19 protein-coding genes are annotated in these 25,955 nt (G+C 34.0%); 11 read left to right on the forward strand and 8 right to left on the reverse strand.

The features are described 5' to 3' along the window. The first annotated feature begins 105 nt into the window (after positions 1-105). The 4 genes from MSWAN_RS12500 (at position 106) to MSWAN_RS07885 (ending at position 7,809) form a co-directional block, all read left to right on the forward strand. Positions 106-4,716, forward strand: coding sequence for a glycosyltransferase (locus tag MSWAN_RS12500; RefSeq protein WP_013826097.1), 4,611 nt, complete (start codon positions 106-108; stop codon positions 4,714-4,716). A gap of 149 nt (positions 4,717-4,865) precedes the next feature. Next, complete coding sequence (locus MSWAN_RS07875) at positions 4,866-6,194, forward strand: UDP-glucose dehydrogenase family protein (protein WP_013826098.1); 1,329 nt, start codon at positions 4,866-4,868, stop codon at positions 6,192-6,194. Positions 6,195-6,243: 49 nt separating this feature from the next. Then, a complete protein-coding gene (locus tag MSWAN_RS07880) occupies positions 6,244-7,041 on the forward strand; it encodes an ABC transporter permease (protein ID WP_013826099.1) in 798 nt (265 codons plus the stop codon). A 9-nt stretch (positions 7,042-7,050) separates the two neighbouring features. Continuing rightward, complete coding sequence (locus tag MSWAN_RS07885; RefSeq protein ID WP_227717016.1) at positions 7,051-7,809, forward strand: ABC transporter ATP-binding protein; 759 nt, start codon at positions 7,051-7,053, stop codon at positions 7,807-7,809. A gap of 202 nt (positions 7,810-8,011) precedes the next feature. Here the strand turns inward: MSWAN_RS07885 and MSWAN_RS07890 are convergent, their stop codons facing one another. Then, positions 8,012-9,034: an FkbM family methyltransferase gene (locus tag MSWAN_RS07890; RefSeq protein ID WP_013826101.1), complete on the reverse strand. Its 1,023-nt coding sequence runs from the start codon at positions 9,032-9,034 to the stop codon at positions 8,012-8,014. A gap of 267 nt (positions 9,035-9,301) precedes the next feature. Between MSWAN_RS07890 and MSWAN_RS07895 the strand changes: the two genes are divergently transcribed. The 3 genes from MSWAN_RS07895 (at position 9,302) to MSWAN_RS07905 (ending at position 13,072) form a co-directional block, all read left to right on the forward strand. Then, on the forward strand, positions 9,302-10,252 hold the full coding sequence (locus tag MSWAN_RS07895; protein WP_048188037.1) for a glycosyltransferase family 2 protein: 951 nt from the start codon (positions 9,302-9,304) through the stop codon (positions 10,250-10,252). A gap of 357 nt (positions 10,253-10,609) precedes the next feature. Further along, complete coding sequence (locus MSWAN_RS07900) at positions 10,610-11,491, forward strand: glycosyltransferase family 2 protein (RefSeq protein ID WP_013826103.1); 882 nt, start codon at positions 10,610-10,612, stop codon at positions 11,489-11,491. A gap of 186 nt (positions 11,492-11,677) precedes the next feature. Then, positions 11,678-13,072, forward strand: a complete 1,395-nt coding sequence (locus MSWAN_RS07905) for an undecaprenyl-phosphate glucose phosphotransferase (protein WP_048188038.1) — start codon at positions 11,678-11,680, stop codon at positions 13,070-13,072. An 83-nt stretch (positions 13,073-13,155) separates the two neighbouring features. Here MSWAN_RS07905 and MSWAN_RS07910 read toward each other — a convergent pair whose 3' ends face one another. Continuing rightward, positions 13,156-13,497 (reverse strand): hypothetical protein, encoded by a 342-nt coding sequence (locus MSWAN_RS07910; protein ID WP_013826105.1) that lies wholly within the window; start codon positions 13,495-13,497, stop codon positions 13,156-13,158. 317 nt (positions 13,498-13,814) lie between these two features. Continuing rightward, a complete protein-coding gene (locus MSWAN_RS07915; RefSeq protein ID WP_013826106.1) occupies positions 13,815-15,107 on the reverse strand; it encodes an alpha/beta hydrolase in 1,293 nt (430 codons plus the stop codon). A 242-nt stretch (positions 15,108-15,349) separates the two neighbouring features. Here MSWAN_RS07915 and MSWAN_RS07920 point away from each other — a divergent pair, with 242 nt between their 5' ends. Beyond that, on the forward strand, positions 15,350-15,553 hold the full coding sequence (locus tag MSWAN_RS07920; RefSeq protein WP_013826107.1) for a hypothetical protein: 204 nt from the start codon (positions 15,350-15,352) through the stop codon (positions 15,551-15,553). 352 nt (positions 15,554-15,905) lie between these two features. Here MSWAN_RS07920 and lon read toward each other — a convergent pair whose 3' ends face one another. Both lon and MSWAN_RS07930 read right to left on the reverse strand, forming a co-directional pair. Beyond that, the gene (gene lon / locus MSWAN_RS07925) at positions 15,906-18,287 is read right to left on the reverse strand and encodes an endopeptidase La (protein ID WP_013826108.1); all 2,382 of its coding nucleotides are present in this window, start codon (positions 18,285-18,287) and stop codon (positions 15,906-15,908) included. A 64-nt stretch (positions 18,288-18,351) separates the two neighbouring features. Continuing rightward, the gene (locus MSWAN_RS07930; RefSeq protein WP_013826109.1) at positions 18,352-18,690 is read right to left on the reverse strand and encodes an ArsR/SmtB family transcription factor; all 339 of its coding nucleotides are present in this window, start codon (positions 18,688-18,690) and stop codon (positions 18,352-18,354) included. A 572-nt stretch (positions 18,691-19,262) separates the two neighbouring features. Between MSWAN_RS07930 and MSWAN_RS07935 the strand changes: the two genes are divergently transcribed. After that, a complete protein-coding gene (locus MSWAN_RS07935) occupies positions 19,263-19,964 on the forward strand; it encodes a hypothetical protein (protein ID WP_013826110.1) in 702 nt (233 codons plus the stop codon). Between the two features lie 39 nt (positions 19,965-20,003). Here the strand turns inward: MSWAN_RS07935 and MSWAN_RS13140 are convergent, their stop codons facing one another. Further along, positions 20,004-20,129, reverse strand: a complete 126-nt coding sequence (locus MSWAN_RS13140) for a hypothetical protein (RefSeq protein WP_013826111.1) — start codon at positions 20,127-20,129, stop codon at positions 20,004-20,006. A 340-nt stretch (positions 20,130-20,469) separates the two neighbouring features. On the opposite strand from MSWAN_RS13140, the gene MSWAN_RS07940 reads away from it, so the two are divergent. Beyond that, positions 20,470-21,345 carry an ion channel gene (locus MSWAN_RS07940; RefSeq protein ID WP_013826112.1) on the forward strand — a complete coding sequence of 292 codons (876 nt, stop codon included), beginning with the start codon at positions 20,470-20,472 and terminating at the stop codon, positions 21,343-21,345. 19 nt (positions 21,346-21,364) lie between these two features. Here the strand turns inward: MSWAN_RS07940 and MSWAN_RS07945 are convergent, their stop codons facing one another. Together MSWAN_RS07945 and MSWAN_RS07950 are read right to left on the reverse strand one after the other, a co-directional pair. Then, entirely contained in the window at positions 21,365-22,222 is an 858-nt protein-coding gene (locus tag MSWAN_RS07945) for an MBL fold metallo-hydrolase (protein ID WP_013826113.1), read from the reverse strand. A 210-nt stretch (positions 22,223-22,432) separates the two neighbouring features. Continuing rightward, entirely contained in the window at positions 22,433-24,025 is a 1,593-nt protein-coding gene (locus MSWAN_RS07950) for a sodium:solute symporter family protein (protein ID WP_013826114.1), read from the reverse strand. Between the two features lie 617 nt (positions 24,026-24,642). On the opposite strand from MSWAN_RS07950, the gene MSWAN_RS07955 reads away from it, so the two are divergent. Next, complete coding sequence (locus MSWAN_RS07955; protein ID WP_013826115.1) at positions 24,643-25,941, forward strand: phenylacetate--CoA ligase family protein; 1,299 nt, start codon at positions 24,643-24,645, stop codon at positions 25,939-25,941. Positions 25,942-25,955 lie beyond the last annotated feature (14 nt).

The following is a 25,955-nucleotide window of genomic DNA, read 5'->3' on the forward strand; positions in this document are numbered from 1 at the left end:
AAAAAATTTGAAAATAATTAAAATTATATTCAGAACACTGAAAATACCTTAAAGGTTTAATAAAATTTTTAATATTCCTAAAATTTCATGATACGAGGTTTAACTATGAACAGGTTTTGGAATAATTTGATGCGTCCCATTATTGAGCGTGTTAACGCTAATTACATTGTTGAAATTGGATCAGGCACAGGTTTAAACACCAAAAACATTTTAGAGTACTGTGTGGATCATGATGCTCATATGACAGCAATTGACCCATTTCCACAATTTGATATTGACGGATTTAAATCACAATATGGAGATAAATTTGAAATATACAGGGAATTAAGCCTGGAAAGACTATTATTTCTCAAAGATTACGATGTAATTTTAATAGATGGCGATCACAACTGGTACACAGTCTACAATGAATTAAAAACCATAGAAGAAACCTTTAAAAATAAAAAATTTCCCATCGTGTTTTTCCATGATATAACATGGCCTTATGCTAGAAGAGATTTATATTACGACCCGGAAAATATACCTGAAGCCTATAGACAACCCTACAAAAAATTAGGAATGTATCCTGGGCAGACAGATTTGAAGAAGGAAGGTGGATTAAATACTCATCTTTATAATTCTATTTATGAAAATAATCCTCGTAATGGGGTATTAACTGCTGTAGAAGATTTTTTAGATGAATCTGATTTAGAGTTTTCTTTTAAAATCATCAATGCCTTCCATGGGTTGGGAATTTTGTATCATGTAAACAATGAAACAGAAAAAATCGTGAAAAGTTGTATAAAAAAAGCGGATCTCTTAAACTCTCTTGAAGAAGAAAGGGTTAAGCTTAAAATTGCATATTCTGAATCAAAAGGTCAAAATAAATTACTTGAAACAAAATTATGGCATTCAGAAAGCCAGTTAATCCAACAAAAAGAAGCGTACATCACCGCAATGGAAGAAAATCAAAGGAACATTGAAGAACTGAATTCACAGATTGATGGTTTAAAATCACAAATTAACCATTTAAAATCTAGGTTCTATGAAATAGATTATTTACATAATGTTGGTAGACCAATCACTCAGAGGTTAATTTCAAAGTTCCCAAGCTTATACATATTCTCTAACAGGAATACCAAGGGTATAAAAAACGCTTTAATTAATATAAAGGCTTATAAATCAATTAAACAAAATAATCTATTTGATATAGGTTACTATTTAAAAAATAACAGTGATATCAGACGATCTGGCATGGATCCCCTACTTCATTACATGTACCATGGTTTTAGGGAAGGAAGAAAACCTAACTCATCCTTCGATGGGAATTATTATTTAACATATCCTGACGTTAAAAGTTCAAATTTAAACCCGCTCGTACATTATAGTTTATATGGTATAAAGGAAGGAAGAAGAACCTTTAAAAATCAGACAGATACGAATTCATCTTTAAAAGAAGAATATACTGTTAAAGATATTATCAACCAAAATTCACCAACACATAGTTTTGAAATGAGTAAGGTCAGATCAATCACCCCAAGGTTAATCTCAAAATTTCCTAGTTTATATATTATTTTTAATAAAAATAACAAGGGCATAAAGAACGCTTTAATTAATATAAAAGGTTATAAATCAATTAAACAGAATCATCTGCTTGATAATGAGTTCTATTTAAAAAATTACAGTGATGTTAAAGTATCAGGCATAGATCCTGTAATCCACTATATGTACTATGGTTTTAATGAAGGAAAAAAGCCCAACCCCACATTTGACGGGGATTACTATTTAAAGACGTACGAAGATGCTAGAAAATCAAATTTAAACCCGCTCATACATTACAGTTTATACGGAATAAATGGGGAAAGAAAAACCAAAGAAAATTGGTTTGTTTCAATAATAATGCCAACGTACAACAGGAAGGGTATAATCGAAAGAGCGATAAATTCAGTATTAAATCAAACTTTCAACAATTATGAGCTCATAATAATAGATGATGGAAGCACAGATGGTACTGAAAACTTAATTAATGTTAAATATGATGACCATCTAAAAAGTGGGAAAATAAAATATTTTAAACAAAAAAATGGAGGAGTAAGTAAAGCCCGAAATAAGGGATTAAACGAAGCACAAGGTGATATCATAGCATATTTAGATTCTGACAACTATTGGTTTGAAACTTACCTTAAAAAAATGGTTTCTGCATTATTTAATACTAATAGAAATACTGCTTATGCAGCTATAGAAGTAAATAATGCTTATGAAAATAAGAAATATGTTAGAAGAACTAAATATGATAGGAATTTACTGTTAAAAGGTAATTATATTGACCTTAATATATTTGTGCATAAAAAATTTCTGTATGATCAGTTAGGCGGGTTTAACGAATCATTGAAGCGTCTTGTTGATTGGGATTTGATTTTGAGATACACCAAGTCAAATGAGCCTTGCTTTGTAAATGAAGTCTTAGCAGAATATTTCATCAGTAATGAATTGAACAATATTTCTCTTAACGCTAGTTTAGAGGATAATCGTTCAAAAGTTCAGAAGTTGCACCAAGCTGAACTGATAGAAAAATCTATTTTAACTCATGAAGAAATCCAAAAAAACCATAATGATCCCAAAATAACGGCCTTACCCAAAATAAGAGCCTTAAATAATCATACATTAAACAATAGTGTCGAAACAACACTGAAGTCATCCTCATACAACGAAAACGAAATTCATTGTGATACCACATCTAAATTATATAATACAAATTTTGACAGAGGAAACAGTAAACGTATATTGTATGTAACACATCAAGGCAGGAACACCCCCAATATTGATAAAAGCATTATAAATCACGTTCAAAAGACTTTGGAATGCTATCTATTAACATCAACTTCAAAAGGGTTATTATTGTGGAAATACAGAAACGACAGAATTGAAAGAATTGAATCTTGGAATATTAAATGGTCTGGAAGGGAATTTTATAATAAGGAATTCAGAGACATATATTTCAATGTCTTGACGAGATTAAAGATAGACCTTGTACATATTAATCATTTATTCAAGCATACATTTGATTTGCCAGATGTAGCAACAAAATTAGGTTTGCCCGTGATTTTATCTCTTCAAGATTTTTATTTTATTTATCCTTCAGATCAGTTGCATGATAACATCAATGAGTACTGTGCTACAGATGAAAATAAGCAATGCACAGCTACATTATTAGATGATATGTCTCTAAAAACTTTTGTTAATGAATGGAGAGCAGAAGTTACAAATCTGTTATATCATTGTTCATCATTTATTACCAGCAATGAAGTAATAAAAGAGATTTATATTTCCATATATCCTCAATTAGCACAAAAACCATTTAAGATTATAGAAGAGAATTATGCCCAGATCTCACCCGAAACTAAGGCTTCTGAAATTCTTAAATCAACTATACCTGAATCATCAGACCAAATTACAGAAAATGGTGGGTGGATTTCAGATCATAATTCTACATCAAAACCATACAATGAAATCGTAAGAATAGCGAATTCACCAGAGGAATATAAACATTTAAAGAAGTGTATTAACAGTATAAGTTCCAAAAATGCGAAAGAAATAGCTTATGAATATGAATTTACATACTGGCAGAATCTACTCATAAATGAACGTTCTAATATCAATAAAATTTATAGGGTTGCTATCTTTGTTCGTGGCAAAAATGGAAACTTTTCCCCAACAGCCAGTATTCGACTATTATTAGCATTCTATCATCATAAACTATATGGAAAAGTAGTACCGTATGTTATAGATGAAAACGATTTAAATAATCTAAACAAAGATTCCTTTTTGAATAAAAGGATGTACGACTGTATCATAGTGCAACGGGACATTTTAAATGAATCTTTTGCTAAGTTTTTAGTTCAAAGATGTGGAGAATACAATATTAAATTGATCTATGAAATAGACGATGATCTGTTGGATATTGATAAAACACACCCTGAATATGAAAAGTATTTATACAATAGCAAAGTCATCAGATATCTTATTGAAAATGCAGATCTAGTAACTGTAAGTACAAATCATTTAAAAGAGAAATTTGAGAGTATAACTAATGTGAAACTAATACCTAATGCTTTAGATGAAAGTTTATGGTTTACTGGGACAACCAAATCAGCCGCAAAGGATAATACATTGAAAATTGGGTATATTGGATCATTTACGCATGATAAAGATTTAAATATTATCAAAGAAGCCATTAAAAATTTAAAAGAAAAGTTTATTGAAAAGAACTTAAACCTGACTTTTGATATTATTGGTGGAATGAGTGAAAAACCTGAAGAAATTTGGTTTAATCAAATAGAGATTCCATCAAATAAGAGAAGTTACCCCGAGTTTGTTAAATGGCTTAAAGAAACTGTAAATTGGGACATTGCAGTTGCTCCACTAGCAGATACCAATATAAACTGGAGTAAAAGCGAAATAAAGTACTTGGAATATACTGCATTGGGTTTGGCCGCTGTATACAGTGACATAGGACCATATCATGAAACAATAAAAAATGAGTATAATGGTTTATTAGTGAAAAGCAACGATACAAATGAATGGGAAAAACAAATTAATAAGTTAATTACCAATGTCCAATTACGTAACAATATTAAAGTTAATGCTCAAAAAAGTATAATGGACAAATACTTGATGAAATATCGGACGGAAATATGGTATAATATTATTAAAGAGCTGGTGGATGGAAAAAAATAATATTTCACCAATATTTACTCAAATAGACCAAATACAAGTTAACTGGTTTAGATGTTTTTTTTATTCCAAACTGGATAAAAAACCGTAAACTATGAGTTATGTATTTAATTAACCCGGAATCAGTTGGCTAGAAAAGTTAAGATGATAACATGAAACTCACAATAATAGGAACAGGTTACGTAGGATTAGTAACTGGCACATGTTTTTCAGAAATGGGAAATAAGGTGTACTGCGTTGATATCGATGATGGTAAAATTGAAAATCTGAAAAAGGGTATCATCCCTATATACGAACCGGGTTTAGAATATTTAGTGGTAAATAACAGTAAAAACGGTGACTTGTTTTTCACCGAGAACTTAAAAGAAGGTTTGGATAACTCGGATATTTGTTTTATAGCTGTAGGCACACCTATGGGTGAAGATGGGTGTGCTAATTTAGAATATGTATTAGAAGCTGCTAAAGAGATAGGTAATTTAATGTCTCATGATATGATAGTCGTGGATAAATCAACTGTCCCTGTTGGAACTGCAGATAAGGTAAAAAAAACAATAAATGAAGAGTTAGATAAAAGGGGCGTTAAGTACAATGTTCATGTGGTCTCCAATCCTGAATTTTTAAAGGAAGGAGCCGCTGTGGAGAACTTTATGAGGCCAGATAGGGTATTAATAGGTTCTGATGAGGATGACGTCATTGAAACCATGAAAGAGTTGTACGCCCCATTCATAAGGAACCATGAACGATTCATAGTTATGGATGTACGCAGTGCAGAAATGACTAAATATGCAGCCAACGCCATGCTCGCCACCCGTATCTCTTTTATGAATGAAATGGCCAATATCTGTGAAAGGGTGGGTGCTGATGTAAATAACGTCAGAGCAGGCATAGGCAGTGACAGCAGGATAGGGTACAGCTTTTTATATGCTGGTTGCGGGTATGGGGGAAGCTGTTTCCCAAAGGATATCCAAGCTCTGATTAAAACATCTGATGATCATGGATACGATCCAAAGATGCTGAAAGAAGTGGAATCCGTGAATAATCGACAAAAGTTAGCTTTGGTTAATAAAATAACAGAAAGATTTGGTAATGATCTAAGAGGACGTACCTTCGCTTTATGGGGACTTTCATTTAAACCCGAAACCGATGACATGAGGGAATCAACATCACTGGTTATTGTTAATAAATTAACGGAATTGGGCGCCAGGATCAAAGCCTACGATCCAAAGGCCATGGATATTGCGAAAGAATATTATTTTAAAGATAATAAAAATGTAGAATTTTCCAGTGACAAGTACCATGCTGTAGACGATGCAGATTCAATAATACTTGTAACAGAGTGGAAAGAATTCAGAAGTCCAGACTTTGATGAGATAACAAAAAGGATCAAAAACAAAATCATTTTCGACGGCAGAAATCAGTACAACAAAGAGATAATGAAGGATATGGGCTTCGAATATCATCAAATAGGTAATGGAAGCTGATTTTTTCTTTTTTTGATTTATATATTAAAATTTACACGTAGGGATTAAAATGGTAGTTAAAGACACAATAAACCACAGATTTTTTGCTAACTTTAAAAAATATAGGTTTTTACTCGATCAGCTGGTAAAAAGGGATATAAAAATAAAATACAGAAGATCTGTACTGGGAATATTCTGGAGTTTTTTAGAGCCATTGCTATCCATGATAGTGCTTACCATAGTATTTTCAGCGTTTTTTAAACACACCATATCAAATTATCCTGTTTACTATCTAACAGGGATGTTAATATACCAATTTTTTGCAGGGGGATCTAATGCAGCCATGCGTTCCATTAAAAGCAGCGCTTCGATTCTAAAAACAATATACGTCCCCAAGTACATGTTTTCTTTATCAGCCATATTATCTAACTTCGTTACTTTCTTACTATCGCTGATAGTTCTTTTCCTGGTGATGGTGGCCACCAATGCAACGTTCACCATTTACATAATCTTTGCAATTTTACCCATTATTGCATTACTACTCTTAACAATAGGAGTAGGCCTTATTCTTGCCACTGTAAATGTGTTCTTCAGGGACATGGAACATTTGTATGGGGTTTGTTTAATGCTTTTAATGTACGCAATGCCCATATTTTATCCCCCAGAGATCGTGCCTGCAAGTTTCAGGTTCATCCAATATTATAACCCACTTTATGCTGTTATCGGCTGTTGCAGAAGTGTTTTTTTATATGGTACACTTTATAATCCTTTACAGCTGCTGTTTGCCATGGTATCCGGTGCTGCTTTCCTTATTATAGGGATTGCTATGTTTTACAAATATCAAGACAGGTTTATACTTTATGTTTAAATTTTGAAGGTGATTACATTGGGAGAAACAGTTATAAAGGCTGAAAACGTTGGAATGGAATTTAATCTAAGTCAAGAGAAGGTGGACAACCTTAAAGAGTATGTTATCAAATTTCTTAAAAGACAGCTCATGTTTCAGCCATTTTGGGCCCTTAAAAACGTTTCATTTGAAGTGGAAAAAGGGGACAGGGTAGGGTTAGTTGGATTAAATGGAGCAGGTAAAAGTACGTTGCTCAAGTTAATCTCAGGAGTTATGAAACCCACCGAAGGCAGTATAGACGTAAATGGACGCATATCCCCATTATTAGAACTTGGAGCTGGATTTGATCCAGATTACACAGGTAGGGAGAATATATTTCTTAACGGAGCACTGCTTGGTCATCCTAAGAGCTTTTTAGAGAGTAAATTTGATGAGATAGTGGAATTTTCAGAGTTAGAGGAATTTATAGATGTTCCATTGAAAAACTATTCCTCGGGTATGAGAGCCAGACTTGGTTTTTCCATAGCAACAAGCGTACATCCTGAAATATTGATATTAGATGAAGTTTTATCCGTAGGGGACGCTAAATTTAAGGAGAAAAGCCAGCAAAAGATTAAAGCACTCCTTGATGGTAAGGTAACACTCTTATTTGTATCACATTCCATAGGGGATGTTAAAAATCTGTGTAATAAGGCAGTGTGGCTACAGAAAGGTCGAGTGATTACTTATGGTCCTGTTGATGAGGTATGCGAGAAGTATGATAATTGGATTCATGAAAAAACTGTTTAACCATATGTTAAAAAGGAATTAATAAGTATTTAAAGTAACTTCTCATCAAATGGAAACAAAGAGGATTGCATTATGAAATAGTAACGACCTTAAGTAATAGAAGCTAAAAAAATTGTATAATAAAAAAAATAGAGTTTAAAATTTCATATAACCCCGCAAATTCTTAAATTATATTTTTTGACTAAAAATTGAAATTTAAGAATTAAGAAAATTTAGACAAAGGCAATTCATTATAAAGTTCTTCTCTTACATAACAAAAGCTGTAAATATTTTTTGTATGATATACTTTGCTTATTTCCTTAAACCCAACTAATTTACTGTTTAAATCAAACGTATCTAGATGTATTTCTCCCATTATCAAATCAACTTTGTCTAATACGCCTTCACGAATTAGATCATCAATAATTTTATCTTCAGCTCCTTCAGTATCGATTTTAAGTACTATTTTAGAGTTGATATTTTCATTTTGGATAATACCTGACAAAAATGAACCTGCACTTTTTACTTTAGCCTTTTTTATTTTCATTTCTTTTTTTCCACTTTTCCATTCCCCATTAATATCTGTAAACTCTATTCTTGTAGTTGTAAGGCCATCAGATCCTGGAAGACTATATATATCAACCTCACCTTCTTCATCAGAAAGACCAAAATTATAGGGATTAATCTTACGGGATATGGTAGGGTTAAGATTAAAATTTTCTAAAGCAAAATTGTATGTATCATTATCTATTTCAAATCCATAAACTGCTTTACAGGAATCAAAGTTGGCAAATTTTAAAGCAGAATAACCTCTATTCATACCAACATCAAAAACAATGAAATCTTTAAATTGGTATAATACAGGTACTGAATAACCATTACGTGCAAAAATTTCTTTAATTGTATAAAAACGGTTATTTGTTACTAATACAATTCCATCTTCAGTTTTTAGATATATCCTATTCTCAGATGGGGAATAAGATAATAGTTGTATATTATTAAAAAAACACATTTTAAAAAATTCGTCAGTGTTCCTCATTTTGAATAAATGTTCATCACCGTTGAAGAAATAATTTTTACACTCAGCATAATTTGTATTATACTCTCCCAAAAACTTATCAACTTTCTCCTGATTTTTATCATAATCATTTAAAAACTTAAAAATTTTGTCAGAATGCTCCAAAAACAAATTAAAAGATCTATTAGCTTTTTTAATGAAATTTAATGGATTTTTAAGGAATTGCATGATATCTCCTACATATTTGGCTATTAATTTACTATAATCTTTTTTAATTCTTATTAAAATAATTACATTATCTAATTAGTGTTTTCTATCATCTATTAAATTATATTGTACATTAAATAATAAAAAAAATGAATGAATACTAAATAAACGTGAAAAATCAAAAACTTGCATATATCAAATGTTTATAACGGATCGTCACGAGAGGATATATTTCAAATAAACTTAAAATATAGAGACAAAGAAACATCTCTAAAAACGGTGCATTCTATGGATTTAACTATTATTATTCCCAATTACAACGGTAAGGACTTCTTAAAAAAATGTTTTAAGTCACTGGAAAAGCAGGATGCTTCCTTTGAAGTTATCATCATCGACAATGCCTCTGAAGATGGAAGTTCCAACTACATCAAAACAAATTATCCTGAATACACCTTAATAGAAAACCAGGAAAATTTAGGTTTTGCAGCGGCTGTTAATCAGGGAATAAAAGCTTCAAGAACTGATTATGTTTTTCTTTTAAACAACGATGTGGAATTAGAAGAAAATTGTATTTTTAACCTTCTAAAATGTATTGCTAAATATGAAAACATCTTTGCAGTTAGTTCAAAGATGATTCAGTACGATGATAGGAACCTGATTGATGATGCGGGAGATGAGTACACCCTTCTGGGCTGGACCAAAAAGGTGGGCAACAATAAATCTCCAGATTTATATACCGCGAAAAGAGAAGTTTTCAGTGCCTGTGCTGGAGCAGCTATTTACAGGAGACGTGTTTTTGATGAAATAGGATACTTCGATGAAAACTTCTTTGCGTACATGGAAGACGTTGACATCAGTTACAGGGCAAGGATTCATGGCTATAAATGTTTGTACTGTCCTGAAGCTGTTGTTTACCATTTAGGTAGTGGAACCAGCGGTAGCAAATATAATAAATTCAAAACCAGATTAGCTGCCAGAAACAATGTTTATGTTCCCTACAAGAACATGCCATGGCCTCAGTTATTGTTGAATTCCATTTTTTTGTTTATAGGTTACCTTGTTAAGTACCTGTTTTTCCTAAAAAAGGGATATGGATCTGAGTATCTAGAAGGATTAAAAGAAGGATTTAACTCTTTAAATAAAATAAATAAAGTGGAATACAAAAATGAAAGATTTATCAGTTATATGAAAATAGAATGGCTTCTCATCAAGAACACTGTGAAATTTGGTTTTTTATAGACATTTAACAGATCAAGATGCTTTCAGTCTCAAACCTTTAAACATCTCAATACCTTAAAATCTCAATAAAACAATCTTCTTTAAAGAGATATGATAGTTGGATATTGAATGGAATAATAAATATTTTTGAATAAACCTTGAAATAATAGTTTGAATTAATAATAGTTATTCAAACTGTCAAAAAAAGAAAAGTGAAATAAAACTTATTTTTTTCTAAATTTAAATGCAAGCCACCTTCCATGAAATTGAAGCAATTTTTAAAAGCTATCAAATTATAATAAATAATTTAATGAACATCAACATTATCTGATCAAATTCATTCTTACGAAGAAGAGGTATGCATCAAGGAGAAACACAATGGATTTATCTATCATAGTAGTAAACTACCGCACTTATGATCTGACAAAACAGACCATAAAATCTGTAGTCAGTAAAGATCACCCTTTCAGTTATGAAATATATGTGGTGGACAATGCTTCAGAAGATGGTAGTCTTGAAAGGTTGCAAAAAGACTTTTCTAAAGAATCAGCCGATGGCTTGATCAGATTCATTGCAAATACAGAAAACAAGGGCTTTGCTTATGCAAATAATAGGGCCATAACACAAACAAACTCCGAATACATATTATTACTCAATTCTGACACCGTAGTTATGGATAACTGTTTAGAGGAATGTATAAGTTTCATGGAAAACAATGAAAACACAGGTGCTTTGGGATGTAAGGTTGTTTTACCAGATAGTACTTTAGATAAAGCCTGTAGAAGAAGTTTTCCAGATGTTGATGTTTCATTTTACAGGATGATAGGATTATCACATCTTTTTCCAAAAAGTAAGCATTTTGGAAGGTACAATCTTACATACTTGAACGAAGATGAGACTTATGAAGTTGATTGTATAACAGGTGCCTTCATGCTGGTGCGATCCATCGCTATCAACGAGGTTGGACTTTTAGATGAAACATTTTTCATGTACGGAGAAGATATCGACTGGTGCTACCGTATAAAGGCAGCAGGTTGGAAAATAATTTATTATAGCTCTGCAAAAATAGTTCACTATAAAGGAGCAAGCTCTACTAAAAATACAAAACCTAACTTAATACATGAATTTTACAGGGCGATGCATATATTTTATAAAAAACATTATAAAACCCAATATCCCCGGATTATAACGGCAATTGTTTATGCTGGAATATGGAACATGTACGGTTTAAAGTTATTTTTAAATTTATTCAAGAAGTAATTTAATCTAATAAATATTTAAGTGGATAAATAAAAAATATTTAATTGGGTTTAAACTATAAAATCTGTCTTTAATTAGTTTAAATTATAAAGCCAATCTTATGGGTTTAAACTATAAATTCGTTAAATGGGTTTAACCTAGTGATAATGGTTAATGATAGATAACAATCTTTAAAATGGTTACAATATGATTAGAGAGAATCAACGATTTTTAAATATGATATTTGTCTGTATAGATATGGCCATACTCGCTTTTTCACTGATTTTTGCCTGGTATATCCGTTTTGAAACAAGTTTGTTACCTTTCAAGAATAATTGGGGATTAAACTATTACTTGATGTTCCTCTTATTCATTTTACCAATTTATATATTTCTTTACTATTCTTCAGGTTTATATCGTCCCCACAGAACCAAAAGCATTGCTTCTGAATCAATAACGATTGTTAAGATAAATGTTATAGGATTGTTGCTGCTTATAACATTACTGTACGTAACCCATCTTGTCAACTTCTCAAGGTACCTGCTTGCCATGTTTGCCATTTCCAGCACCACCTTTACTATAGTAGAAAGGATTATTCTCAGAAAATCCCTGAGATTTATACGTAGCAAAGGATTTAATATCAAACATATTTTAGTAATAGGGGCAGGGGACCTTGGTAAAAAATTTGCTTGTAAAATTAAGCAAAACGAGTACATAGGATATAATATAATTGGGTATCTAGACGATAACATTGAAAATGGCCATAAGGTTTTGGATTCAAAAGTCATAGGAAATATCAATGATTTAGTTCATGTGATTTTAACAAACCGAATTGACAAAGCGGTTATAACAATATCTCCAATACATTACAAGGTTATAGAAGATATCGTGGACACACTTGAAAAATACGGTGTGGAAGCGGAAATTGTACCTGATTATTACAGGTACTTCCCTGCAAACCCATATATTGACTTAATAGATGATATGCCTATTATAAAATTGAGATACGTGCCCCTTGACAAATCCTTTAACCATTTTATAAAGAGAATTCTGGATATTGTACTCGCCATTGCAATCATCATCATCACGTCCCCTATTCTTGTTTTAACGGCTTTAATGGTGAAAATAAGTTCTCCAGGACCTGTTATTTTTAAACAAGAGAGAGTAGGACTTCATAGAAAAGAATTTAATATATACAAATTCCGCAGTATGAAAGTTCAAGATGAAAAATATGAGAAATATCAGTGGACGAGTGAAGATGATCATCGTAAGACCAAATTCGGTTCATTTATCCGGAAAAGTAATATTGATGAACTACCACAACTTTTTAACATATTAAAAGGGGATATGAGTTTAATAGGTCCTAGACCAGAACGTCCCCATTTTGTAGACAAATTTAGGGATGAAATTCCAAAGTACATGATCAAACATTACGTACGTCCTGGAATGACTGGCTTAGCTCAAGTTAATGGTTTTAGAGGAAATACTTCCATTAAAAAAAGAATAGAATATGATATTTACTATGTGGAAAATTGGAACCTCAAGATGGATATAAAAATATTTTTCATGACATTTATCCATGCTTTTAGAAATGCGTATTGAGGATGGTTACCCTAATTTAAGATAAAAGTACCCAATTTAATAAAATATTTATAAAAAACAGCTCTTTTATCAGAGCTTTTACCTCATTCAAGGACTTTTTTAAGTTCCTGCAGATTCTTTTCAATGAAAGGCTCTGCTTTAGGATCTGCAAGTATTTTCAGCTGTTTTTGATGTGTTTCCTCATACGCCCTACTTAATATTTCCTGAAGTTCAGGGATAGGCATTTCCAGAACCTTTTCTATTTTTGCAGTATTTGAATCCGATAGTTGACTTCTATAATTGTTTATTTGGCTTTCAAAACGTTTCACTACATTTGAATTTCGAGATATCACCATCTTCAGCATGAGCGGTGGAACCTTCGTAAACAGATCCATCATACCAACAACATCTTTTTCAGTTATTTTTACTTCTTCTCGTGACTCCATTTCCTAACTCTCCTTTAAAATAAAAATGATTAACGAAATATCTATACCGAAACAGCTTTTACATGTTTATTTCAAATGCAATTAAAAAAATGCAAACCCCCACTTAATAAACTCCTAAAAGGAGATATGAAACTTATTTTTATGCAAATTAACTTTTTTTAAGTTATATTTTATTAAATCAACTATTTTAGTTTATATTTTATATTATTCTTTTCTATTAACTTTTAAACGTGTTTAAAATGTTTTTTTCCAAACTCAATCACATTCAAAATTGTAAAACTTATCAAATTTACCAAATCGAATGAGAAAATCAATTATTATCTCAACTGTATCATATTTTCTTTTATCCACTGGGCGATGGTGTAAATCACAGCTTCATCCATATGTCCTTCAATTCCATATTCTTGAGGTGTTGATTTCCCATCTCCAACAATAAATAAGTGGTTTAAATTAGGGAAAAGCTTGAGTTGTGCGTTTGATCTGGAATTAAGGGCTGTTTTCCAGCCTTTAAAGTCCTTTTCCGGTAAAACTTGGTAATCACGTCCACCTTGAAGGATCAAAACTGGTATGTTCAATTTTTTAACAGTTTCTGTAGGGCTGTAACCTCGTAAATCCAACCAGTAATCCGCTGAAATCTCCAAAGGTAACTCTTTAGCTGGAACAGCATTTGACAACCCAGGATCCTTCACAAGAGCTATTTTTGCTTTTAAAGCTTCAAGTTCTGTTTTCTGCTCATCTGTCATGGGCCCTGCCAAACTGTTAAGGTAAGTAAATTGATCCAGAATAATGTCCTCAAGTGGGCGAGTGATCCCGGCCATGATGATAAGTCCCGCCAGTTTGGAATTTTGCTTGGCAATGCAGGGAGCAAGGGTGGCACCTAAGCTGTGACCCAGTAAAAAAACCTGTTTTGGGTCTATCTGTGGTGTTTGACACATCAACTGAATTGCCAAGAGTGCATCGTCAGTGACCTCTTCTTTTACAGTCATCTGGGCTATCAACTCTGGAGTAAACATTTGGGCGTGTTTGAAGGTACGTTTTTCATATCTCAAAACAGCAATGCCCTGTGAAGCTAAACCCCACGCAAGATCGCGAAATATTCTGTTAGGGCCTATTGTTTCATCTCGATCACTGGGACCGGAACCCTGCACCAGCACCACACCCGGAAAAGGGCCTTGGTCCAGGGGCAGTGTCAAAGTACCGGGTAATGCCCATTGACCTTCACCCACAGTCACATCAACCTCATGAAATACAGAAGTATCCACATAATCTGGAGCATGGTACTTGGTTTCTGCAGGCATTAAGTTCAACCCGCTTATCTGTCCTTGGATGTTGAAGATGATCTGCACATCAAGGGCAGCCCTTTCAAACTGGCATCTGATAAACACAACCCTGTAACTTTCCATCTCAGCAGTGCGCACCACGGTTAATCGCAACAAATTGCCGGCAGGTCCTATGAAACGTTGCCAGAACTCTTGAAATTTAACTTCAGGAAACACAACTTTCATCTGGTCATCAAATCGACTGCTGGCTGCAGCAAAATCAGCCTGTAAAAACTGGTCCACGAAATTCTGAGCCAGTACCTTTAGATCCTCAAGAGATAAAGGATTCATTTAATGCTCACCATCCTAATCAAACCCTGATCTGGATTCATGAGAAGCAAATGGTTTGATTATCTTTTTATTATAGGTTTAATGTTTTTTATTATCTTATTTTATTCTTATTATTTTTATTTAAATTTATGAGTTTACATTAAATGAGTTTACATTAAAAATTCTTCATTTAAACCATCAAAAAAATTAGATAATTGGAAGTTCAAATAATTAATTAACTAAAAAAAAGGGAGTGTTACAATATGCCAGATTTAGGACCTTTAGGAAGGGGAGGAGCTAGAAGAAGAACAAGAAGGAGAATGGAGAGAATATCAGCAGCTGAAGAAGGTGGTAATGAACCAGAATCAGAAGAAGCTGAAAGCTTGGATAAATTAGAAAAGTTAGCCAAACTTCTAAAGGATAAAGGAGTTATCAGTGAAGAAGAATTTAACCTGATATTCAGTTGAATCATTCAAGATATTAAAATCAAAATAAATAAATAAAATTGTCTTAAAAGGGCATTTATAAGCAGTTATGAGATTTAATGTAGTTTCAACCATATAACACCTTTTAATGAAAATAATTACCTTAGCCACTGCATTAACTAAAAAAAAGTATGTGGGAAAATTAAGTTATTAGGCAATTTTAGATGATTTGATATAAATAATCCATTATAAAGATTGATTAAAAACAAAAAACGTGACTTTTTTTTCTAAACTTCTTAAATATTTTTAAACTTATTAAAAAAATAAAAAAACGAGAAATCGTTCTATCAATCCAATCCCACGGGGATAAGAAATAAGAAGATTCTCATGTCATTTAGTTGGCGCCGGCACCGCCACTTAAAGAATCTGTCGGCATTTGCATCATAAGAGGTTTAGGCAGTTCAATGCTTAGGGTCTCTTTTATGACGTCTTCCACCGTTTCTACAGGGATGAATTCCATTTCAGACTTGACATCTTCTGGAACATCATCCAGATCTTTTACATTGTCTTCAGGCAGTATAACCCGTTTTATTCCTGCACGGTGAGCAGCAAGTATCTTCTCTTTAATACCACCCACTGGAAGTACAGCACCTCTTAAGGATATTTCACCAGTCATGGCCAGTTTAGGGTCCACCGCATGTCCTGTTACCAGGGAAGCAATTGTGGTTAAAAGTGCCACACCTGCAGATGGCCCGTCTTTTGGAATGGCTCCTGAAGGCACGTGGATGTGTAAATCCTTTTTATCAAATTCAACGCTCTTCAAGTTAAATGCCATTCGTGAACGAATCAGGCTTTGGGAAATCTTGGCGGATTCTTTCATTACATCACCTAACTGACCTGTGAGCATTAATTTTCCTGTTCCTGGCATGAAAGCACCTTCAATGAAGAGTATATCCCCACCTACAGGTGTCCATGCTAAACCTGTCACAACTCCAGGGGGGTTATTTTTACCAGCCATGCTAATCTGGGTGAGTTCATGGCCCAAAATATCATATAACATATCTTCTTTAACAACATAGGGTAAATCAACTTTTCCCAGCACGATTTTTTCAGATACAACTCTTGAAACAGCAGCTAACTGCTGTTTAAGACCTCTTACTCCTGCTTCTCTTGTGTACTTTTCAATGATGGTTTTTAATGCGTCATCATCAATTTGAAGCTGAGTTTCATCCAGGCCATTATCTTCAAGTACCGATGCAATTAGGTGATCTTTTGCGATACGGAACTTCTCATGGCTGGTGTAACTACCAATTTCTATGATCTCCATACGATCTCGAAGCGGTGCTGGAATATCCCTTAACGAGTTTGCTGTGGCAATGAAGAACACATCTGACAGGTCGTAGGGAACTTCTAAGTAGTGATCTGAGAAGCTGTTGTTCTGTTCAGGGTCCAGCACTTCCAGTAGTGCACTGGATGGGTCCCCATTTACAGAGGCCATTAGTTTATCCACCTCATCCAAGATGAACACTGGATTTCTACTACCTGCACGTTTCATTCCATGGATTATCCTGCCTGGTAAAGCCCCAACATAAGTTCTTCTATGACCTCTGATTTCTGATTCATCTTTAACACCACCTAAACTGATTCTAACGTATTTACGTTCTAGAGCTTCGGCAATACTTTTACCTAAACTGGTTTTTCCAGTTCCAGGTGGTCCTACCAGAAGTAAAATGGATCCCTGTTTATTCTGCTTCAGTTTCATCACTGTAAGATGCTGGATAATACGGTCTTTGACTTTACGAAGGCCATAGTGTTGTTCATCCAGTAAATTCCTGGCGGCTTCTATATCTATGTCTTTAATTTCGCTCTTGCCCCATGGTAAGCTGGTTAGTAGGTCTAAGTAATTTCTGATGACGTTTTCCTCAGAACTGTTAGAACCTTGCCTTTCCAGCTTGTTCACTTCTTCCAGGGCAACTTCTTTTACCTCTTCCGGCATTTGAGCAGCTTCGATCAGTTTACGATAGTCTTTGTTCCCGTAGCTTCCTTCTGAATCACTTAATTCATCCTGTATGGCCTTTAACTGCTCCTTAAGCATGATTTCTCTGTGTTTTTTATTCATTTCTTCATTTAATCTTGCAGCCATTTCCATCTGGAACTTTATTATTTCTTTTTGCTCGATTAAAATGTCCAGGAATTTTAAGCTTTTTTCTCTCACTGAACGTGTTTCCAGTAAATCCTGTTTTTCTTCCACAGATAATCTCATATAAGGAAATATATAAGCAATAACTTTATTTAGACCATTTAATTGATTAACCTCTTTGAGGTAAGCTTTATCGCCTTTGAAGTCCTCATTTATTTCTGAAACAAGTTTTCTGATATTTGCGAGCATCTCATCTTGACTTTCCTGGTCTAAATCAACTATATCTGGGATGATCCTGTAAGTTGCTCTGTAATTCATATCATCAGGAATCAGTTCCTCTATTTCAACTCTTTCTACAACTTCCACCTTTAGCTGATAGAAATCTTTCATTTTTTTGACGTTCTCAATTTTAATTAAGGTTCCTATACTGTAGAAATCGGATTCTACATAAAAACCTTCAACCTTTCCTTCTTTAACTGCTAGTGCAATACCGTGGAAATCATCATTTTCAACACGTTTGCAGAGTTCGCTTCCAAGTTCATTGTCAATTTTCAGGTTCCTGTTAGTTTCAGGTAATAAGACCGTATTTGGTATAACAATAACGGGTAATTCTTTATTAAGCTTCGTTTCTATCATATTATCCCCCAATAAATAGACATATGGCTTTACAGCCTTGTTTAACTCCTTGGGTTAATTTTAGTTATTTTTTTTGATCACACTTTGCCAGCACACAACTAAATAAAAAATCGATGTTTTTTTTGTGCTTTAACAGAGCGCTTTTATTAAATGTGTAATAAATATAATTACCTTCCTTTTCTGCGTTGAGAATTTTGACTGTTTTCAGTACTTTAAGATGCTGTGATGCTGCAGGTTGGGTTAGACCCATGATCTTCGCCATTTCAGTTACACTGACTTTTTCCACTTCACCCGACGCTAAAGAATAAATCAACAATAGCCTGTTAACATTGGCCAATGCCTTGAATACCTCCTCCAATTCTTCTGATAATTCAGAGTCATATGCAGAATTTATCCTCAACATGAATCATAAGTATATAACTATATGCTTATATACTTTTCGGGCTTGAATTTTTCTAAAAAGATTTCCTATTTTAGGTAGATTCTCTAGATTTTACAGATAGATTTCCTATTTTCCAGTCTTAACTAAGAAAATTGAATAACGATTTAGAAACTTTCAAATTATTTAAATTACGGTTTAAATCATTTATTTTAGAATTGATCTTTTAAAAGTGAGCAGTTAACATTACTATCCAATAAAAAGTATTACGGCGTACTTCAAGATATTAACTATTAAAGTGGAAGTGTTTCATGGATGCTTTTTTTTGAAAATAAGGTTTGAATTGTGTCATTTTGGCTAAAATAAAAACCAAGAAAACTAATCCATGATCAGACAGTTCAATAACTTCTTAAATGGCTCTAAATTAAAAAAGGAGTTCTCTGGATGCCCTTTTTTCTTAAAAAAAATCCAAACTTTTATATGGGATGATGAAGTTATGAAATAGGTGCAAAAAGGTTCTACAGATAAGGTTTTGATAAGTAGAACATGGAGGAGGTAGAATTAATAGAAAAACTACATATACCGCAATATTTGCGTTGTGTGTAATTTTCAGCGCCCTGCCCTTCGCCGGGGCTACTGAAACCCAGAATATTGAAAAAAATAATTTAAACCAAAATTTAATTCAAAATACTGTCGGAACAAACGCGGTTACCGACAAAGACTTAGCCTCAAATTTAGAAAACCTATCAGGACTACAGAAATGGTTCCAAAAGCAGGGCTATTACACAAAAGCCATCAACGGATCCTACAGTCCTTACACAGAAAAGGCTGCAAATATCTTCCCGGAAGATGCTGCAATAGCGTCTGATGAATGGACAAAAACACAGACGTATAAAGCAATGCAAAAATTGACCAACGACAACACCATAACATTTTCAAACAGCAGCGAAAGTGGCTCAACAGTTAAAGCATCAAAATCAACGGATTCAACCAGCAAAACTCCCGTAAGTAAAGCAAGTGCAAAAACAGTGACAACAACAAAATTAACAGTAACAAAAACAACAATCAGCGGCTGGTTTATGCCTACAGGCGCTTATGATTCAGGATATGCATACCAATGGTATTATGTGACATGGTTAAACTACGACCCCTCATCAGGTCGGTGGGGAGTACTTAAATGCAACCCAAAAGGTGCTGCTGGAGGAGAACTAACGTCTTCAGTGACTGGTGCCGATTTTGATGGAGTATCTGGTTATGAAAAAGCATATGATCCACGATGGCAACTCCAAAAGGCATAAAAAACATGACACAATGAATATAATGTATTGAATGCCCTTTCATCGATCATTGAACTTCAACGAGTTATCGAAAGGGATTTCTTCTCTTTTTATTACATATTTACCTGTTTCTTTTATTTGCAGTATCTGTCTCCTAAGAAATTTCTTACTGGTACTCAATTTCATGACTTCTCTCCCAGTAAAAAATATTTTATCTGTTTTTACTCTAGCACTTTTTAATAATTCTAGTTTTTATATTCTAATAATTCTAGTTTTATAATTCTTATTAAAAGAACCTTATTCTAACAAAACGAGACTTCAAAGAAAGAAGGAATGGATGTATTAATAATAGTTCAGTACATACCTAAAATCATGCTTAAATCAATGTTTAATTTAAGATTTTATACTACAAAAAAGCATTAGCTACAATAAGAATTAATATTTTCAGCTTTTCTCATTTTTTTTGTATTTTAATTTAAAATCATAATGGACATAGGATTTGAATAAACAACTTGAGTGATAATTTATGTCAATGAACATTAAAATGGACCCAAACAATGGTCCAAAAAAACCAAAGAACAAAAAACCAGGAATATTGGATAAAATAACTTTTAAAATGACTTTGGATTTTATTGTAATATCTTTAATTGTAGCAGACATTTTTCTACTTACATGGTCGGATTTTTCTAAATTGAGCGTGGAACTTACTCAGAATATAATTTATTTTGATTTAATGGTTTGTTTTGTGTTATTCTGTGAATTTATATTAAGGTTTAAAGATGCAGAAGATAAAAAGGCATTTATTAAAGACAAGCGAAATTGGCTCGATATAATTGCAATGATTCCAATAGAATTTGCTCCATTGCGAATTATAAGGCTTTTAAGAGTGATTATTTTAATAAACAAAATTCCAATACATTTTAAAGGGTTTGTTGAAGAAACTCACCTTGATTGGAGTTTTGGAGTAATACTAATAACCGTTGTTTCAGGTACAATTTTCTTTTACATTGTAGAAGTTGGGGTAAATGGGAATGTGCATAATCTGGGAGACGCTCTCTGGTACATTTTACCAACCATGGCAACAGATGGAGGAAACATAACTCCAGATACCATTTTAGGTAGAATAATCAGCATGATCGTGATGGTTATAGGTATTCTCTTCTTCGGAATGTTCACAGCATCAATAGCTTCATGGCTTACAAAAAAATCCGGAAATAAAGATGAAAAAGAGGAGATACATGAATTAAAAAACGTAGTTAAGGATCTACAATTAGAGATTAAAGAATTAAGAAACTTGGCTCCAGATCTACAAACCGACGTTAAAGAATCAAAAGATTTAGTTCAAGACTTAAAATCAGAAATTATAGAATTAAAAGGAGTAATTAGAAAGGTAAATAAATGACCAAAAATTTTATGCAATCTTAACTTTCAAAATAAGGATCTTCATGCCCACATATTACCTTAACTTCAGGATATTCATTTAAAAACTTTAAAATTTTATCAAGGCTTTTCTGGGCTTTATCCACGTTCCATGTATAATCTGAAGATGCCACTCCCATTTCCAACCCTTCTCTTATGAAACATGCATCTGTTGTGAGGAAAATTGGCCCTTCAAGTCCGTTAACAACAAATGACATGTGCCCACGAGTGTGGCCTGGTGTGGAAACAGCCCAAAGCGACCCGTCGCCCAGTAGGTCTGCGCTTGGCCCTAAAGGAGGTATCGGTTCTACGGTAGAAAAGTCAATTTCATGAAGCGTTTCTATCCCCTTCAAGTAGTTCCCATAAAGAAATGGTTTGTACTCAGGATATTTTTCACCCTTTCCAACGACGTACTGAATGTCTTTCGGCAGTTCCCGAACCCCTGCCATGTGGTCAGAGTGTAAATGGCTTAAAAAAACTCCTTTAAGTTTTAAATGTCTTTTTTGAAGTTTAAATGCAATGTTCTGATTTTTATCCTGGTGAAATTCGTCTGCAAAAAATCTTGCAAGCAGTCCCCGTACATTTCCTCTTGGATCATTGTAATAAGATGCATCGAGACCTGCGTCTATTAAATAAGCTCCAAATTTTTCATGGTGAATAATGTGGGCCATTATCGGCACGTTGAGTGTTTCATCTTTTACATTTACTGCTTTTGGGTGCTGGGGGTTGATAGTTCCAACTTTCTGGATTTCAACCTCCCCTGTCTTAAGGCTTTCAACCGTTACAGGTCGTGGATTTTGGAAGATTTCACTCCAAGTTTTCACCCTACTTTTTTTAACTGGAAATGTGGCTCTTTTCATGATTCAACCTTAAACTCATTAATATCTGTATATAACTGTTTTTTTATAATGTTTCCTAAAAAAGATTCAAACCTTTAAAAAACCTTAGACCTTAAAAATGCTTGAAATATTTAAAAAAAGATAAAAAACTGTTTAAAAAGATAGAAAAAACTGATAAAAAGATAAAAATTGTTTAAAAATTTTTAAAGGGAAGTAAATCCCCTTAAATTTTTAATTTGAACTGATTTTCTCGAAACTACTGTCCAAAACCTCATCTTCAGCTGGTTTGGTTAAAAGGCTCACAACGATTGTCACTACAAATGCAAGCGGGAGTGCAACTACGATTGGGTCAATAACAGGCCATGGCATGGTTGTTATGAGCACACTGCTACCTGTGATCAATTTACAAAGTCCAATACCTGCGGCCTCCTTCTGGTGAACAAATAAAAGCCAAAAAAGGCTCATAAATGTTCCGGTCAGAAGTCCTGCTATTGCACCTTCTTTTGTTGCGCGTTTCCAGAAGAGTGCACATACAAACATTGGCAGGAAAGCTGATGCACAAAGTCCAAAGAATATGGATGTTCCCTGGGCCACCACACTTCCAGGCAGGATGTATGCAAGTATCACAGCAATTATAACTGAGATTAAGATTCCTATACGTGTTATGGAAACTGTTTTTCCGGATTTCTTGCCTCTGAGCGTTTCATATATATCATGACCTACAGCTGTTCCCTGGACATGGAACTGGGCACTTATTGTTGACATGGCCGCTGCAAGTAAGGTGAGCATGAAAAGATATGAAAACCATTCTGGCATGGCCTTATTAATAAAGAGTGGTATTATAGAATCCACATTGCCATTTACAGCTTGTACAGCCAGTTGTCCGAAGTGTTGGAAGAAGTAGACGTTTGATAATGCACCTACAACGTATGCTGTAAAGGTCATAACGAATATAAAAACTCCTCCTATGAGGACTGCTCTGTTAAGTTCCTTGTCTGATTCAACTGTCATGAACCTTACTGCCAGCTGAGGCTGGGCCAGGGCACCTATTCCCACACCAAGTATTACACTCGATACCAGAGTCCACCACCATGCACTTCCAAGTACAGGGAAAGATGTCCATCCTGTTCCTCCTTGAGCTACCACACTCTGTGGAGTGAGGTAGGCCATGTTTGTCAGGGCTTGATGGGCTGCACTTACACCTCCAAGTGTCCAGTAAATTGTACCAAGCAAAATTAACATTCCCACGAACATTATAGTTCCCTGAAGGGCATCTGTATACATAACACCCTTTATACCGCCGAATATAACATATACTCCAATAATAGCAGCCATTATCAACAATGCAATGTCAAAATTCATTGCAAGCGTGGTTTCCATGAACCTCGCCGCACCTATAAGAACAACCGATGCATAGAGAGGCATAGCCCCAAATATTACAATTCCACTAAAATATTGGATGAATTTGCTGTCAAATCTTTTGGATAAAAACTCGGGGAAAGTTAATGCACCCATTTTCTTTCCCATTCTCCGTGTACGTTTTCCAAAAAAGACAAATGCTATGAATATGCCTATTAATATGTTTAAAAAAACAAGCCACAAGATTCCCATTCCAAATTGTCCTGCAACACCTCCAAAGCCCACAATTGCTGCCGTGCTTATAAACGTTGCTCCGTAACTCAGGGCCATGATGTAGGGGTGGGTGTTCCTGCCTGCAACCATGTAGTCCTCAGAACTGCTGGTTCGCTTCCAGGCAACGTATCCAACGTATCCTACCATGAGGAGGTATATCAATACAACTACACTTAATATCAAAATATTCATAATTTCCCTCCATTAAATGTATTATCTTAATTTTATCCTAATTTTAAGTTCTCTAATCGTTAATCATTCAAAGCAATCATAACCATCATTCAAATCCACAACTCTATCATAACTCTCATTCAAATCCACAACTTTATCATAACCATCATTTCTATCATTGCCTAAATGTTAAAAGGTTCCTGCGAGGTCCCTTTTAAATCAGAATTTTAAATAGTATAAATATGGATTCAAAAACAAGTGAATCTATAATGTTTTCTAACCTTTTATTAATTTTATCCATATATAAAACTGTTTTAATAATTTTCCTTAATTCAATAGTGTTATTAGCACACCTTGGTATCAAATATATAAAAATGGTAAGAAAATAGGATGAACAAAAATATGGTAAGTTTTATAAATCCTTCTTCCATAATTCACAGATAGCGAATCTCACAGTCATAGAAATACTTTAAATAAATGTTTTAAAGTTGAATCTTGAAATAAATGTTTTAAAATCAAATCTTGAAATAAATCTCTTAACGGGAATTTTAGAACTTATAAAGGCTAAATAAAAGCAATTTTTACTTAATTTAACAGATAAATCAAGAATAGAATAATTAAATTTGACAGGGGATAAAATGATCTGGAATGAAGAAGTAGAATGCATGTCTGAGGATAATAAAAAAGATTTACAGCTTAAACGATTACAGAGTATTGTAAAAAAAGCCTACGAAAATGTACCTTACTACAAGAAGCATTTTGATGATGCTGGAATTAAACCAGAGGACATTAAAAACTTAAAAGACATAGAAAAGGTTCCATACACCACTAAAAATGATCTCAGAGAAGCTTATCCCTTTGGAATGTTTGCAGTTCCAAGAAAAGAGATAATTGAAGTGCACACATCTTCAGGAACAACTGGAAAACCCACAGTATCAGGGTACACAAGAGGCGACCTTGAAATCTGGAGCGAATGCATGGCGCGAGGTTTGACCATGGTAGGAGTTACAGATGACGACATTATCCAAAACACACATGGATACGGATTGTTTACAGGAGGATTCGGTGTTCACTACGGTGCCCAGAAAATTGGGGCAACTGTGATTCCAATCTCAACGGGCCAATCAAAGAGACAGATGGAGATCATGCATGACTTTGGTACAACTGTTCTGATTGTAACACCATCCTACGGACTTTATCTTGCAGAGGAATTTGCAGATGACGGAATAAATATGGAAGAACTAAATTTGAAGGCTATAGGTTTTGGAGCTGAAGGTTGGACCCAGGAAATGCGTGAAAAGATAGAAGAAAAATTCAAAGCACCAGCATACAACATATATGGACTTACAGAAATAATGGGACCTGGAATAGGGCTCGAATGTCAAGAACAGAACGGATTGCACATATTTGAAGATCATTTCTATCCAGAGATCATAGACCCTCAAACACTCCAAACTCTGCCAGACGGTGAGAAAGGAGAGCTAGTCCTTACAACGCTGACCCGTGAGGGCATGCCACTTATACGTTTCCGAACAAAGGACATTACAACCCTCAGGAGAGGGACGTGCAAGTGTGGAAGGACACTTGTAAAAATGGACAGGATTACCGGACGTTCAGATGACATGCTGAAGATCAGAGGAGTTTCAATCTTCCCATCACAGATCGAGAAAGCCCTTTTAAAGATAGATGGATTGGAACCGCACTACCAGATCATAGTCACAAGACCGGGACAGCTTGATGAACTGGAAATACAGGTCGAAGCTTCACCAGAACTCTTTTCAGATGAAGTCAGAGAACTTGTAGGTATAACAAAGAAAATTGAAGATCATGTCCACAGTGAAATTGGTTTAAGGGTCAATGTAACTCTTGTAGAGCCAAGAACTCTTCCTAGAAGCGAAGGAAAAGCTATTAGAGTTATAGATAAAAGGGAATTATGATAGGGAGATTATGA

It is taken from the genome of Methanobacterium paludis, from assembly GCF_000214725.1.
Classification (GTDB): Archaea; Methanobacteriota; Methanobacteria; order Methanobacteriales; family Methanobacteriaceae; genus Methanobacterium_C; species Methanobacterium_C paludis.

Coding starts and splice junctions, on each gene's coding strand:
- MSWAN_RS12500 (WP_013826097.1), top strand. CDS start 106: ATGAACAGGTTTTGGAATAATTTGATGCGTCCCATTATTGAGCGTGTT.
- MSWAN_RS07875 (WP_013826098.1), top strand. CDS start 4,866: ATGAAACTCACAATAATAGGAACAGGTTACGTAGGATTAGTAACTGGC.
- MSWAN_RS07880 (WP_013826099.1), top strand. CDS start 6,244: ATGGTAGTTAAAGACACAATAAACCACAGATTTTTTGCTAACTTTAAA.
- MSWAN_RS07890 (WP_013826101.1), bottom strand. CDS start 9,034: ATGCAATTCCTTAAAAATCCATTAAATTTCATTAAAAAAGCTAATAGA.
- MSWAN_RS07895 (WP_048188037.1), top strand. CDS start 9,302: ATGGATTTAACTATTATTATTCCCAATTACAACGGTAAGGACTTCTTA.
- MSWAN_RS07900 (WP_013826103.1), top strand. CDS start 10,610: ATGGATTTATCTATCATAGTAGTAAACTACCGCACTTATGATCTGACA.
- MSWAN_RS07905 (WP_048188038.1), top strand. CDS start 11,678: ATGATTAGAGAGAATCAACGATTTTTAAATATGATATTTGTCTGTATA.
- MSWAN_RS07910 (WP_013826105.1), bottom strand. CDS start 13,497: ATGGAGTCACGAGAAGAAGTAAAAATAACTGAAAAAGATGTTGTTGGT.
- MSWAN_RS07915 (WP_013826106.1), bottom strand. CDS start 15,107: ATGAATCCTTTATCTCTTGAGGATCTAAAGGTACTGGCTCAGAATTTC.
- MSWAN_RS07920 (WP_013826107.1), top strand. CDS start 15,350: ATGCCAGATTTAGGACCTTTAGGAAGGGGAGGAGCTAGAAGAAGAACA.
- lon (WP_013826108.1), bottom strand. CDS start 18,287: ATGATAGAAACGAAGCTTAATAAAGAATTACCCGTTATTGTTATACCA.
- MSWAN_RS07930 (WP_013826109.1), bottom strand. CDS start 18,690: ATGTTGAGGATAAATTCTGCATATGACTCTGAATTATCAGAAGAATTG.
- MSWAN_RS13140 (WP_013826111.1), bottom strand. CDS start 20,129: ATGAAATTGAGTACCAGTAAGAAATTTCTTAGGAGACAGATACTGCAA.
- MSWAN_RS07940 (WP_013826112.1), top strand. CDS start 20,470: ATGTCAATGAACATTAAAATGGACCCAAACAATGGTCCAAAAAAACCA.
- MSWAN_RS07945 (WP_013826113.1), bottom strand. CDS start 22,222: ATGAAAAGAGCCACATTTCCAGTTAAAAAAAGTAGGGTGAAAACTTGG.
- MSWAN_RS07950 (WP_013826114.1), bottom strand. CDS start 24,025: ATGAATATTTTGATATTAAGTGTAGTTGTATTGATATACCTCCTCATG.
- MSWAN_RS07955 (WP_013826115.1), top strand. CDS start 24,643: ATGATCTGGAATGAAGAAGTAGAATGCATGTCTGAGGATAATAAAAAA.